The sequence below is a fragment of the Phreatobacter sp. genome (assembly GCF_052440005.1).
Lineage (GTDB): Bacteria > Pseudomonadota > Alphaproteobacteria > Rhizobiales > Phreatobacteraceae > Phreatobacter.
The window spans coordinates 13,641-27,027 of sequence record NZ_JBQVQL010000019.1; the positions used below are offsets into that span (position 1 = coordinate 13,641).

12 protein-coding genes are annotated in these 13,387 nt (G+C 68.7%); 6 read left to right on the forward strand and 6 right to left on the reverse strand.

Annotated elements, in window-relative coordinates; all coding sequences use genetic code 11:
- Window positions 1-4: 4 nt before the first annotated feature.
- Window positions 5-655 carry a TetR family transcriptional regulator gene (locus tag ACT6XY_RS06985; protein ID WP_444747615.1) on the forward strand — a complete coding sequence of 217 codons (651 nt, stop codon included), beginning with the start codon at window positions 5-7 and terminating at the stop codon, window positions 653-655.
- 48 nt (window positions 656-703) lie between these two features.
- Here the strand turns inward: ACT6XY_RS06985 and katG are convergent, their stop codons facing one another.
- A complete protein-coding gene (katG, locus tag ACT6XY_RS06990; RefSeq protein WP_444747616.1) occupies window positions 704-2,920 on the reverse strand; it encodes a catalase/peroxidase HPI in 2,217 nt (738 codons plus the stop codon).
- 243 nt (window positions 2,921-3,163) lie between these two features.
- Between katG and ACT6XY_RS06995 the strand changes: the two genes are divergently transcribed.
- From ACT6XY_RS06995 to ACT6XY_RS07010, 4 genes are all read left to right on the forward strand, one after another.
- A complete protein-coding gene (locus ACT6XY_RS06995) occupies window positions 3,164-4,120 on the forward strand; it encodes a LysR substrate-binding domain-containing protein (protein ID WP_444747617.1) in 957 nt (318 codons plus the stop codon).
- A gap of 32 nt (window positions 4,121-4,152) precedes the next feature.
- Window positions 4,153-4,887 (forward strand): EAL domain-containing protein, encoded by a 735-nt coding sequence (locus ACT6XY_RS07000; protein ID WP_444747618.1) that lies wholly within the window; start codon window positions 4,153-4,155, stop codon window positions 4,885-4,887.
- A 396-nt stretch (window positions 4,888-5,283) separates the two neighbouring features.
- Window positions 5,284-6,771, forward strand: a complete 1,488-nt coding sequence (locus tag ACT6XY_RS07005; RefSeq protein ID WP_444747619.1) for a methyl-accepting chemotaxis protein — start codon at window positions 5,284-5,286, stop codon at window positions 6,769-6,771.
- Between the two features lie 190 nt (window positions 6,772-6,961).
- Window positions 6,962-7,924, forward strand: coding sequence for an SDR family oxidoreductase (locus ACT6XY_RS07010; RefSeq protein WP_444747620.1), 963 nt, complete (start codon window positions 6,962-6,964; stop codon window positions 7,922-7,924).
- Between the two features lie 24 nt (window positions 7,925-7,948).
- Here ACT6XY_RS07010 and ACT6XY_RS07015 read toward each other — a convergent pair whose 3' ends face one another.
- The 4 genes from ACT6XY_RS07015 to ACT6XY_RS07030 form a co-directional block, all read right to left on the reverse strand.
- Window positions 7,949-8,353 (reverse strand): DUF983 domain-containing protein, encoded by a 405-nt coding sequence (locus ACT6XY_RS07015; RefSeq protein WP_444747621.1) that lies wholly within the window; start codon window positions 8,351-8,353, stop codon window positions 7,949-7,951.
- 6 nt (window positions 8,354-8,359) lie between these two features.
- A complete protein-coding gene (locus ACT6XY_RS07020; RefSeq protein WP_444747622.1) occupies window positions 8,360-8,590 on the reverse strand; it encodes a hypothetical protein in 231 nt (76 codons plus the stop codon).
- Between the two features lie 107 nt (window positions 8,591-8,697).
- Entirely contained in the window at window positions 8,698-9,867 is a 1,170-nt protein-coding gene (gene glf / locus ACT6XY_RS07025; RefSeq protein WP_444747623.1) for a UDP-galactopyranose mutase, read from the reverse strand.
- On the reverse strand, window positions 9,860-11,035 hold the full coding sequence (locus ACT6XY_RS07030; protein ID WP_444747624.1) for a glycosyltransferase: 1,176 nt from the start codon (window positions 11,033-11,035) through the stop codon (window positions 9,860-9,862). Before ACT6XY_RS07030 ends, glf begins: the two co-directional genes overlap by 8 nt.
- 200 nt (window positions 11,036-11,235) lie before the next feature.
- Between ACT6XY_RS07030 and ACT6XY_RS07035 the strand changes: the two genes are divergently transcribed.
- Window positions 11,236-12,369, forward strand: coding sequence for a beta-glucosidase (locus ACT6XY_RS07035; protein ID WP_444747625.1), 1,134 nt, complete (start codon window positions 11,236-11,238; stop codon window positions 12,367-12,369).
- Between the two features lie 14 nt (window positions 12,370-12,383).
- Here the strand turns inward: ACT6XY_RS07035 and ACT6XY_RS07040 are convergent, their stop codons facing one another.
- A complete protein-coding gene (locus ACT6XY_RS07040) occupies window positions 12,384-13,199 on the reverse strand; it encodes an exodeoxyribonuclease III (RefSeq protein ID WP_444747626.1) in 816 nt (271 codons plus the stop codon).
- Between the last annotated feature and the right edge of the window lie 188 nt (window positions 13,200-13,387).

The following is a 13,387-nucleotide window of genomic DNA, read 5'->3' on the forward strand; positions in this document are numbered from 1 at the left end:
GGCGATGGCGCGGCGCACCAAGGCGGAGGCGGAGGAGACGCGCCGCCGTCTCCTCGATGTGGCCGAGCGCATCTTCCACGCCAAGGGCGTGGCGGCCACCTCGCTCGAGGAGATCGCCAGCGAGGCGGGTGTGACGCGCGGCGCGGTCTACTGGCACTTCGCCAACAAGGCCGACCTGTTCATGGCGCTGTTCGAGGACGCGCCGCTGATCACCGAGGACCTGCTGGCGGCGCCGGCGCTGGACGGGCATCCCGATCCTCTGGCGCTGGTGGAGCATCTCGCGCTCGAGGCGCTGGCGCTGCTGGCGGCCGACGAGCGGCGCCAGCGCATCTACACGATCCTGACCCTGTGCGAATATCGCGACGATCTCGGCCAGGTCCTGCAGCGCAAGGTGGAGACCATGGACCGGGTCCATGCCCAGTTCGTCGGCGCCTTCGCCGAGGCGGCGCGGCGGGGAAACCTCGCGCCCTGCTGGACGTCGGAGGCGGCAGCCGCCACCTTCCAGTGGCTGTTCCACGGCATCATCGTGGACTGGCTGAGATATGGCCGGCGCTTCGACCTGGTCGGGCGCGGGACCATGGCGATCCGGGCGCAGTTCCGCGCCTATCGGGTTGCGGGGGCGCCAGCCGCGGACGCAATCCCGCGGCCGGCGTGAGGGTTATGCCCGCGGCCGCCTGAGGACGGCGCGCGGGCGCTGGAGGGCTCAGGCGAGATCGAAGCGATCCGCGTTCATCACCTTGGTCCAGGCGGCGACGAAGTCCTTCACGAATCGCGCCGCGTTGTCCGACTGGCCGTAGACCTCGGCGAGGGCGCGCAGCTGCGAATTCGAGCCGAAGACGAGGTCGACGCGGGTCGCCGTCCACTTCACCGCACCGGTCTTGCGGTCAAGGCCCTCGAAGGCGTCCTCCTCGGACGAGACCGGCCGCCACACCGTGCCCATGTCGAGCAGGTTGACGAAGAAGTCGTTCGTCAGCGCGCCCGGACGGGTGGTGAAGACGCCGTGCGAGGAACCGCCGTGGTTGCCGCCGATGACGCGCAGGCCGCCGACGAGCACGGTCATCTCCGGCGCCGTCAGGGTGAGGAGCTGCGCCTTGTCGATCAGCAGTTCCTCCGCCGAGACGGTGAAGGCCGTCTTCTGGTAGTTGCGGAAGCCGTCGGCGAGAGGCTCGAGGACCTCGAAGGACTCCACGTCCGTGGCCTCCTGCGTCGCGTCGGTGCGGCCCGGCGTGAAGGGCACCTCGACCGCGTGGCCGGCGGCCTTCGCCGCCTGCTCGATGGCGACACCGCCGCCGAGTACGATGAGGTCGGCGACGGAGACCTTCTTGCCGCCGGTGGCGGAGGCGTCGAAGGCCTGCCGGATGCCCTCGAGGACGGAGAGCACCTTGGCGAGCTGTGCCGGCTGGTTCGCCTCCCAGTCCTTCTGCGGGGCGAGACGGATGCGCGCGCCGTTGGCACCGCCGCGCTTGTCCGAGCCGCGGAAGGTCGAGGCGGAAGCCCAGGCGGTCTGGACGAGTTCGGCCTGGCTGAGGCCGGAGGCGAGGATCTTCGCCTTGAGGGCGGCGATGTCGGCGGCGTCGACCAGCGGATGGTCGGCCGCCGGAACCGGGTCCTGCCAGATCAGGTCCTCGGCCGGAACCTCGGGACCGAGATAGCGGACCTTAGGCCCCATGTCGCGATGGGTCAGCTTGAACCAGGCGCGGGCGAAGGCGTCGGCGAACTGGTCCGGGTTCTGGTGGAAGCGACGCGAGATCGCCTCGTAGGCCGGGTCCATGCGCATGGCCATGTCGGCCGTCGACATCATGATCGGCACGCGCCTCGCCGGATCATGGGCGTCGGGCGCCATGTCCTTCTCGGCGAGGTTGCGGGCATGCCACTGGTGGGCGCCGGCCGGGCTCTTCACCAGCTCCCACTCGTAGCCGAAGAGGACGTCGAAATAGCCGTTGTCCCAGCGGATCGGGTTGGAGGTCCAGGCGCCCTCGAGGCCGCTGGTGATGGTGTCGGCGCCCTTGCCCGAGCCATGGCCCGAGATCCAGCCGAGGCCCTGCTCGGCGATCGGTGCCGCCTCCGGCTCGGGACCGACGAGGGCGGCGTCGCCCGCGCCATGGGTCTTGCCGAAGGTGTGGCCGCCGGCGACGAGGGCGACGGTCTCCTCGTCGTTCATCGCCATGCGCGCGAAGGTCTCGCGGATGTCGCGGGCCGAGGCGAGCGGGTCGGGACGCCCGTCCGGGCCCTCCGGGTTGACGTAGATCAGGCCCATCTGCACGGCGGCGAGCGGGTTCTCCAGCACGCGGTCGCCGGTGTAGCGGCTGTTGGCCTTGTCGGAGCCGGCGAGCCATTCGGTCTCGGCGCCCCAGTAGATGTCCTCCTCGGGCTCCCAGATGTCGACGCGGCCGCCGCCGAAGCCGAAGGTCTTGAAGCCCATGGACTCGAGCGCGGCGTTGCCGGCGAGGATCATCAGGTCGGCCCAGGAGATGGCATTGCCGTACTTCTGCTTGATCGGCCAGAGCAGGCGGCGGGCCTTGTCGAGATTGGCGTTGTCCGGCCAGCTGTTCAGCGGGGCGAAGCGCTGGGTGCCCGAGGACGAGCCGCCGCGGCCGTCACCGGTGCGGTAGGTGCCGGCGCTGTGCCAGGCCATGCGGATGAAGAAGGGGCCGTAGTGGCCGTAGTCGGCCGGCCACCACTCCTGGCTGTCCGTCATCAGGGCGTAGAGGTCCTGCTTCAGCGCCTGGTAGTCGACGCGGCCGAAGGCGGCCTTGTAGTCGAACTCGCCGCCCATGGGATCGCAGAGGGCGGAGTTCTGGTGAAGCATCTTGATGTTGAGCTGGTTCGGCCACCAGTCGCGGTTGGAGCGGATCTTGTTGGTCGTCGCCCCGTGCATGACCGGGCACTTGCCGCCCGCCTCGATGTTCATTCCGTCCATGGTGTTCTCCGATCGTCCGTCCGACCTGCGCCCCGTGCGGCGCGCCGTCGCTTGTGAATCCTGCCTGATGCCGCAGTCGGCCCCTTGGGCCCGTCGCGCTCACGCGCGCCCGAGAAGGACCGCCGGGGGACGGCCGCCGCCGGCCTCAGCGGAATACCCGTGGCGCCGGTGACGCTCCCCTTCTAGCGAAGACATCTCATTAGACTAAGTTGAATTATCTGATTGTGACGATAAGCTAGAATTATGATCAACATCACTTTCAAGCAGCTGCGCTATGTCGACGCGCTGGCACGCCACGGCCATTTCGGCCGCGCCGCCGAGGCCTGCGCCATCTCGCAGCCGGCGCTCTCCATGCAGATCCGCGAGCTGGAGGAGGGGCTCGGCACCCTCCTGTTCGAGCGGGGCGCGCGGCAGGTTCGGCTGACGTCCTTCGGCGAGGCCTTCGTGACGCGATCCCGCGACATCCTGCGCGCCGTCGACGAACTCGGCGATCTCGCACGGGCGGCGCGGGCCGGGCTGGTGGGGCGCCTGCGGATCGGCATCATCCCGACGGTCGCGCCCTATCTGCTGCCGGCGGTGATCGGCGATCTCGCCCGCAGCCACGGCGGCCTGGAGATCAGCGTCAGGGAAACGCAGACGCCGCGGCTCATCCAGGAGCTGACCGACGGCAAGCTGGACACCGCCATCGTCGCGCTGCCGGTGTCGGAGCCGTCGATGGCGGAGGTGGCGCTGTTCCGGGAGGACTTCGTGCTGGTGCGGCCTGCGGCGGATGCGGGCGAGCCGGTGCCGAGCCCGGAGGTGCTGCGGGAGATGCGGTTGCTGCTCCTCGAGGAGGGCCACTGCTTCCGCGACCAGGCGCTGTCCTTCTGCGGCGTCAACGCCGCCCGGCCGCGCGAACTGCTCGACGGCAGCACGCTCTCGACGCTCGTCCAGATGGTCGGGGCAGGGGTCGGTGTGACGCTGATCCCCGACATGGCGGTGGCGGTGGAGACGCGGTCCGCTCCGGTGGCGGTGGCGCGGTTCGGCGAGCCGCGCCCGTCGCGGACCATCGGCATGATCTGGCGGGCGACGAGCCCGCTCGCGCGCCAACTCGGCGAGATCGCTGCGGTGGTGCGCCAGTCCGCGGAGACGATGCGGCGCATCCATGCCGGCCTTCGCGACGCGGGTCCGGAGCAGGGATCGTTAACAACCGCGCCGTAGAACGGAAAGGGTATCAACGCTCGAGTACCCCCATGAGCTGTGACGGCTGCCGCGACGGGCGCGCCTTTCCCTTCGCCTTCTCCATGGCCTTCCAGCCGATCGTCAACGCCGCCAGCGGCGAGGTCTTCGCCTATGAGGCGCTGGTCCGAGGACCGGCCGGCGAAGGCGCGGCAACGGTGCTGGGCGCCGTCGACGACACCAACCGTTACGCCTTCGACCAGCAATGCCGCGTCAAGGCGATCGAGCTCGCCGCGGGTCGCGCACCCGCACCGGCGCGACTGTCGATCAACTTCATGCCCAACGCCGTCTACGAGCCGCGCGCCTGCATCCGCCTGACCCTGGCGACGGCGGAACGGGTGGGTTTCCCGCTCGACCGCATCATCTTCGAGTTCACCGAGGACGAGAGGATGGACCCGGCGCACGTCCTCAACATCATCCGCACCTACCGCGAGATCGGCTTCGCCACGGCGATCGACGACTTCGGTGCCGGGCATGCCGGCCTCGGACTGCTCACGCGGTTCCAGCCCGACATCGTCAAGCTCGACATGAACCTCATCCGCGACATCGACACCGACCGCGCCAGGCGGATCGTCGTCCGCCACACCCTCGCGATGCTCTCCGACCTCGGCATCACCACCATCTGCGAAGGCGTCGAGACGTCCGGCGAACTCGCCGTCCTGCGTGATCTCGGTGTGGAACTGATTCAGGGCTACGTGCTAGCGCGGCCGGCCTTCGAGCGGTTCGAGACCCCGCGCATGGTGGCGTGAGGCCCCTCTCCTCGTCACCCGACGACCCCGCTGAACCTTATCCGTGACAGTGACTGGTAGCGAAATGCACCAGCGGACGGGGCCGTCGCAGTGAACGGATCGTAAAAAATACAACCAGGAATCGCAGGTTATTGGAGGCGAGACCGTTTATTGTCCCTGGGGAAGCGGTATTGACCTTCCGTGTCTTTCGTCTATAGCGCACAAATCTTCGATATTGACGGATCAGCCAGCGTTTTCCGGACGATCGCGTCGTCGGAACTGGAGTTATTCCGTAGCGGATTTCCAGAGAAGGCGCAGTATGCGCCGCAGTTATGCTCGATTCCCCCGGCTCACCGTAAGCATTTATCAAGCAGTTTTCGATCATCCTGCCTGATATCGAACGAACCGAGGACTCCCATGTTCGGACTTCATTGGCCGGCCGGCAAAGACGCCGCCGCCAAACTTGCAGCTCTCGATCGCTCCCAGGCCGTCATCGAATTCAAGCCCGACGGGACGATCCTTGCCGCCAACACCAACTTCCTCCAGGCCCTCGGCTATTCCGGGAACGAAGTACAGGGCAAGCACCACTCGATGTTCGTCGATCCGCGCGATCGGAATACGGCGGAATACCGTCGGCTGTGGGAAAGCCTTCGCGCCGGGCAGTATCAGAGCGCCGAGTACAAGCGGATCGGCAAGGGCGGCAAGGAGGTCTGGATCCAGGCCACCTACAACCCCCTGCTGGACGGCTCGGGCAAGGTGTACAAGGTGGTCAAGTTCGCCACCGACGTGACGGCCGACAAGCTGAAGAACGCCGACATCCTCGGCCAGCTCGAAGCCATCAACAGGTCGCAGGCCGTGATCGCCTTCGATCTGTCCGGCCAGATCCAGTCGGCCAACGACAATTTCCTCAATGCCCTGGGTTACAGCCTCGACGAGGTCGTCGGCCGGCACCACCGCATGTTCGTGACGCCGGAAGACCGGGACAGCCCGGCCTACAGGGCCTTCTGGGACGGCCTGGCCCGCGGGGAATATCGCTCCGCCCAGTACAAGCGGATCGGCAAGGGCGGCAAGGAGGTCTGGATCCAGGCCACCTACAACCCGATCCTCGACATGGACGGCAGGCCGTTCAAGGTGGTGAAGTTCGCCACCGACATCACCGCCGCGATCCTCGAGCAGCAGCGGCGGAAAGAGACTCAGGCCGAGATCGACGCCATCCTGCAGGCCATCAGCTCCGCCGTCACCCGCGCTACGCAGGAGGCGAACGAGGCGGCAACCGAATCGACGCAGGCCAGCAGCAACGTGCAGGCGGTCGCCGCCGGCACGGAGGAACTCGTCGCGTCCGTCGGCGAGATCACCCGCCAGGTGACCCAGTCGCGCGAGATTTCACGCCGCGCCGTGGAGCAGGCGGAGCGCACCAACACCATCGTCGGCAACCTGTCCGCGGTCGCCCAGCGCATCGGCGACGTGGTCCAGCTCATCAACAGCGTCGCCGGCCAGACCAACCTCCTCGCCCTCAACGCCACGATCGAGGCGGCACGGGCGGGCGAGGCCGGCAAGGGCTTCGCGGTGGTCGCTTCCGAAGTGAAGAGCCTCGCCAACCAGACCTCCCGCGCCACCGACGAAATCAGCGCGCAGATCGCCTCCGTGCAGTCCTCGACCGCCGAGGCGGTGCAGGCGATCGGCGACATCTCGTCGACGATCTCCACCATCAACGAGATCGCCACCGCGATCGCCACGGCGGTGGAGGAGCAGAACGCGGTGACGGCGGAGATGTCGTCGAACATGCGCACGGCCGCCGAGGGTGTGACGGCCATCTCGCAGTCCATGGGCGCCATTGCGCGGTCGACGACGGATATCGACGTCTCCGCCCGCAAGGTGCGCGAGGTTTCGCGCGCCATCGCGTGAGGGGCATCGCGCCCGAGGCGGAACACCATTGATGTGACGGGGGCGGCCATGGCCGCCCCCGTGGTCGTTTCCTGGAGTGCGGGCGGGCTGCTGCGCCGGGCGATAAGGAACGCCTCGCCGCGCCGTGGCGTTGGGTCGGCGACACAGGGCGGCACCGCCCTGCTCTCCCCCATCCATCGGAGACGAGACGATGTCCGACACCCGCCAGGCTTCCGACCAGCAGCGCGCCATCCAGGCGCAAGTCGATGCGCGGGATCGGGAGCGCGGTGAGGAGACGGCGCCGTCGGCCATGCAGGCCGGTGCCCGGCGCTATCCCGAGCCACCATTCCCCGAGCAGCACCACGACAAGCCCGGGCTCGAATCCCGCATCGATCCCGCGCCGCTCTATGACGCGCCGTTCTGGAAGGGGTCGGGGAAGCTCGAGGGCAAGGTGGCGTTGGTCACCGGCGGCGATTCCGGAATCGGGCGGGCGGTGGCCGTCCTATTCGCGCGCGAAGGCGCGGACGTCGCCCTGAGCTATCTCGACGAGCACGGGGATGCGGAGGTGACGAAGGCCGCGGTGGAGGCAGAGGGCCGGCGCTGCATCCTCCTGCCCGGCGACGTCAGCCGGCGCGACGCCTGCGCCAGGGCCGTGGCGGAGACGGTGAACCGGCTCGGCGGCCTCGACGTGCTCGTCAACAATGCGGCCTTCCAGATCCACACGACCGAATTCGAGGACCTGACCGAGGAGCATTTCGACACGACGCTGAAGACCAATCTCTACGGCTATTTCCACATGGCCCAGGAGGCGGTAGCGCACATGAAGCCGGGCTCGGCGATCATCAACACGGGTTCGATCACCGGGATCGACGGATCCAAGGAGCTGATCGATTATTCCATGACGAAGGGCGGCATCCACGCCTTCACGCGGGCCCTGTCGGGCAACCTCATCGGCAAGGGCATTCGCGTCAACTGCGTGGCGCCGGGGCCGGTCTGGACCCCGCTGAACCCCTCCGACCGGCCGGCGGACCAGGTGGCGACATTCGGAGCCAAGACGCCGATGAAGCGCCCGGCGCAGCCGGAGGAGATCGCGCCCGCCTATGTCTTCCTCGCCTCGCCCCAGTGCTCCAGCTACATCACCGGCGAGATCCTGCCGATCATCGGCGGCTACTGACACGAGCGGCGCGCCGGTGGTCCCTCAATCGGGATCGCCGGGGCGCCACAGCCGTCCCTCCCGCGCCTTGAACGTGAACTGGCTGGCGGCGAGCCAGCCCTTGAGCGGCCTCAGCGGCAGGATGCAGGTGGCGAGGCCGAACGGCAGCGTCAGAAGGAGGTGTGTGGTGAGCGAGGCCTGGTACCGCACCTCCAGCATGATCGCGAGGATCACCACGGGCACGCAGCCGAACATCATGACGAAGAAGGCCGGGCCGTCGGCCGTGTCGACATAGGAGAAGTCGAGGCCGCAGACCTCGCAGCGTGGCGCGATGGTGAGGAACCCGGAGAAGAGGTGGCCCTGCCCGCAGCGGGGACACCGGCCGCGGACGCCCGTCGAGAGCGGGCTCAGCCGCGGCCAGACCCGCCCGTCTTCCGCCGGCTCGTTCATCGGCAGTTACCGGCGCAGTGCGTAGAGAAAGCCGACGAAGGCTGCGGCCATGACCGCCTGGAACGGCCGGGCCGCGACCTCGTCCCTGATCAGCTGGGTGATCTCGCCGGCACGCGAGGCCATGCGCTCGGTGTCGATCCCCGCCGCCTTGAGCTGGCCGGTGGCGGACCCGCCGCCGTCCCCGTTTCCGGCGGTGCCGGTGGCGGTGTTCATCCCGGGTGTTTCGTTGTCGATCATGATGAGGCTCCCTTGTGTCGCCGAGAGAACCCGTGGCGCCAGGGGCCGTTCCTAACCCCGCCGGCCGACTCGCGCCGAAGGTCCGGACCAACGAGGCCGCCGGTGCCTCAGGGTTGCGCGGCGACGACGGCGCGCACCCCGTTCCAGGCCTTCGAACCGGAGCCGGTGTCCCCCCCGCGCGGCAGCTTTTCGTCGATGCGGCGGAACGTGGCCAGCGCCTGCCCGACCACCTGGTCCATGTTGTAGTAGCGGTAGGTGGCGAGCCGGCCGACGAACCAGACGTCCGGCGTCGCGCGCGCCAGCGCCTCGTAGAGCCCGTAGCGCTCCTGGTTCTCCGGCCGCGGAACGGGATAGTAGGGATCGCCGTCGGCGGTGGGATATTCGTAGGTGATGGCCGTCTTCGGGTGCTCCTGTCCGGTCAGGTACTTGTACTCGGTGACGCGGGTGAACTCCTCCGTCTGGGGATAGTTCACCACGGCGACGTCCTGGTGGCGGGGCGCGTCGATGGTCCTGTGCTCGAAGCGCAGTGAGCGATAGGGCAGGCGGCCGAAGCGGAAGTCGAAGAACTCGTCGATCTGGCCGGTATAGATCACCCGCCTGTGCGGGATGAGGTCGCGGATCTGGCGGTAGTCCGCCTGCAGCATGACAGTGATGTTGGGATGGGCGACCATTGCCTGGAACATGCGAGTGTAGCCGTGCTCCGGCATGACCTGGTGCTTGTCGGCAAAGTAGCGGTCGTCGGTGTCGGTGCGGGTCGGTACGCGGGCGGTGACCGACTTGTCGAGCTCGGAGGGGTCGAGGCCCCATTGCTTGCGGGTGTAGCCGCGGAAGAACTTCTCGTAGAGCTCGCGGCCGACCTTGCTGACCACGACGTCCTCGGACGTCTCGATGCGTTCCACCGGCTCTGCGCGGGCGGCAAGCCAGGTTTCCATCTCCTCCTCCGTCTCCAGCGACAGGCCGTAGAGCCGGTTGACGGTGGTGCGGTTGATGGGGATCGGGACGAGCCGGCCGTCCACGGAGCCCAGCACCCGGTGGGTGTAGGGACGCCAGGTGGTGAACTGCGACAGATGGTCGAGCACCATGTCGGAATTGGTGTGGAAGATGTGGGGGCCGTACTCGTGGATGAGCAGACCCTGCTCGTTGTAGCGGTCATAGGCGTTGCCGCCGATATGCGGCCGCCGGTCTATCAGGAGAACGCGTTCCCCACGCTGGGTGGCGAGGCGCTCGGCGAGGACTGAACCGGCGAAGCCGGCACCCACCACCAGCCAGTCAAACATGGAGCGTTTCTCCGACGGGGGTCGGGAGGGCCCTGCGGCGAAGATCGCCGACGCGCTGGCGCCGTGCCTGTACCGATTCGTCGATGAGGCGCTGCATGCCGGCCCAGGTCTGGTTCCAGGACATGCCGGCGAGGTGGCCGTCGACGGCAGCGAGCCAGCCGGAAGGGGGCGTTCGCAGCCGGTCGAGGCCGTCCGCCATCCCGGCAGGGTCGGAGACGATCTCAACGAGACCCTTCTCGCCATAGGGGGAGACGACGTCGGTGATGGCCGTGGAGAGAACGGGCAGGCCGGCGGCGAGGAATTCCGGCGTCTTGGTGGGGCTGATGAACCGTGTCGCCTCGTTCAGCGCGAAGGGCATCAGGCCGACGTCCCAACCGCCGAGATAGGCGGGCAGGTCCCGGTAGGACTTGCCGCCGAGCCAGTGGATGTTGGGCGCCGCTGGCAGGCTCGCCGGGTCGATCTTCACCACCGGCCCGATCATGACGAACTGCCAGTCGGGCCGGAGCGCCGCCGTCCCGGCGACGAGGTCGATGTCCATGCGCTCGTCGATGACGCCGAAGAAGCCGGCGCGCGGTCCGCCGATGGTGGTCTGGTCCGCGGGCTCGGCGGGCTTCCGCCGGGCCTCGTGGAAATGGGCGACGTCGATGCTGGAAGGGAAGGGGTGGACGCTGCGGTGACGGCGCCGCTTCGCGGCATAGAGGCTCATGCCTCCGGTGAAGACGAGGTCGGCACGCGCGAAGAGCTCCGCCTCGAGGTCGAGAAGGCGGGACGGGGCGCCGCGGAAGGCCGAGAGCTCGTCCATGTTGTCATAGACGACGGTGTCCGCCTCGATGTGGCGGCTGAAGGCCATGGCCATGGGCGTGTAGTACCACAGGATCCTTTGCCGGCTCGATGGTGGCAAGATCGGCCCGAGCAGGTCGGCGATCATGGCTGCCGCCCCCTCATCCTCCGCAGGCGGCAGGACCGGGACGATGACCGTCACACCCTCCGGCCGGCGGCTGGTCCGCAGGTGCGGCGCGGCACCGGCTTCGACCACCGGCTCCTCGACGTAGTAGACGTCGTAGTCGCGTGCGGCGCGCGTCAGCAGATGCTGGGGACGCTGGAAAACGAAATCCCACCGCAGATGGGAGAAGCACACGAGCTGCGGGCGTCGATCGAGGGCGTTCATGCGCAACCTTCACGGTGACTACAGTTGCAGGAGGAGATCCGGGCGGGCTGTTCAGGCCGCCCCGAAGAACGGACCGCTGCGTCGCCCTGTTCCTATTGGGTGCGGCAACGCGGCGCGCCCTCGCGCTGTCCGAAAGGGAACCGTGATCGGAAAGGCCGGTTCTGCCGGCATCCCTCCACTTCACCCGAAGGCGCAACCGCTTGGCCGACGCCCCGCTGTTCAAAAGCTTCTTCATGGCGGGCTTCGAATGCGCCACCCACCGCCGCCGGGACGGACGGCGTCTCGATCTCCTGGCGGCGACCGGGCACGACCGGCTCGTGGAAGGCGACTATCTGGCGATGGCGGGGCTCGGCCTGCGCACCGTCCGGGATGGCTTCCGCTGGCACCTCATCGAGCGGGCGCCCGGGGCCTACGACTGGTCCAGCGTCGTGCCCATGATCCGCGCCGCGCGCCGGGCCGAGGTGCAGGTAATCTGGGACCTCTGCCATTTCGGCTGGCCCGACGATCTCGACGTCTGGTCGCCCGCCTTCGCCGACCGTTTCGCCCGCTTCGCCGCGGCGGCCGCGCGGCTCGTCCGTTCGGAGAGCGACGCGGTTCCGATCTTCTGTCCCGTCAACGAGATGTCCTTCGTCGCCTGGGCCGGGGGCGAGGTCGGCGCCATCAATCCGGGGACGCGCGGGCGCGGTGCGGAGCTCAAGGCGCAGCTGGTGCGCGCCTCGATCGCGGCGATCGCGGCCATCAGGGAGGTCGAGCCGAAAGCCCGCTTCCTCCATGCCGAGCCGGCCATCCACATCACGAGCTATTCGCGCAGCGCGGCCGTGCGACGGGCGGCGGAAATCCATCGCCTGTCGCAGTTCGAGGCCCTCGACATGATCGCCGGCCGGGTGTCGCCGGACCTCGGCGGCCGCGAGGACAATGTCGACATCGTCGGCGTCAACTACTACCCGCGGAACCAGTGGCTGCACCGCGGTTCGACGCTCCCCCTCGGCCACCACGGCTACCGCCCTTTCGCCGAGATCCTCCAGGAGACCTTCGGCCGTTACGGCCGGCCCATCGTCATCGCCGAGACGGGGGCCGAGCGCAGCGCCCGGGCGTCGTGGTTCCACTATGTCTGCGGCGAGGTCCGGGCGGCGCTGCGCGGCGGGGTGCCCGTCGAGGGCATCTGCCTCTATCCCGTGCTCGACTATCCCGGCTGGGACGACGGGCGCCTCTGCGAGACCGGGCTGTTCACCATGCCGGACGGGCGGGATGAACGGTCGCTCCACGCCGATTTCGCCGAGGAGCTGGAGCGCCAGCAATTGCGCTTCGGCCAGAGGCCCTCCGGGCTCGGCTAGCGCTCGGGGCTCGGCTAACCCTCGCGGCTGAGGGTGACCCAGGCGGGGGCGTGATCGCTCGCTCCCTCCTGACCGCGCACGTCCCGGTCGATGCCCGCATCGACCAGCCGCGGGGCGAGGGCGGGAGACAGGAGGATGTGGTCCAGCCGGAGACCCGCATCGCGCGGCCAGCGGTTCCGCTTGTAGTCCCAGAACGTGAACAGCGGGGCCGCGGGGTGGACCTTTCGGAGCGCGTCTGTCCAGCCGGCCCTCACCATCTTCGCGAAGGCGGCGCGGCTCTCCGGCCGGAGCAGGGCGTCGTCGTCCCAGGAGCGCGTGGGGTAGATGTCGGCATCGGTGGGCACGACGTTGTAGTCGCCGACGAGCGCCACCGGGTGACCGGCCTTGCGCAGGCCCGCCGCATGTTTCCGCAAGCGTTCGAACCAGGCGAGCTTGTAGGCGAATTTCGGACCCGGCTGCGGATTGCCGTTGGGCAGGTAGATGCAGCCGAGGAGGATGCCGCCGACCGCGGCCTCGATGTAGCGGCTCTGGTTGTCGTCGCCGTCGCCGGGCAGGCGGTCGGCGGTCTGCACCGGCACCGCGTCGCGCGCCAGGATGGCGACGCCGTTCCAGGTCTTCTGCCCGCGCCAGACGGCGCCGTAGCCGGCCTTCTCCAGCGCCTCGGCGGGAAAGCGGTCCTGCGCGGCCTTCAGCTCCTGCAGGCAGACGGCGTCGGGCCGCGCGGCTTTCAGCCAGGCGAGGAGGTTTGGCAGGCGGCGGACGACGCCATTGATGTTGAAAGTGGCGAGCTTGAAGGTCGCCGCATCGCCCGCGTCCCTGCGCTTCGTCATCGCTCGCTCGAGGGCCCGGCTCGTCGCATGATCCGATCAACGCCGCGGCGGGAGAGGCGTTCCGGCGAGGGCACGTCCTGCATGCGGCAGTTGAGGGCGGCCGTTGATCGTGCGGCTGTTCACGGCATGCGGCCGGCATCGCAACAGGCGCGGCTCAACAGGCGGTCAGCCGGTGCGGAAGGGCCTCG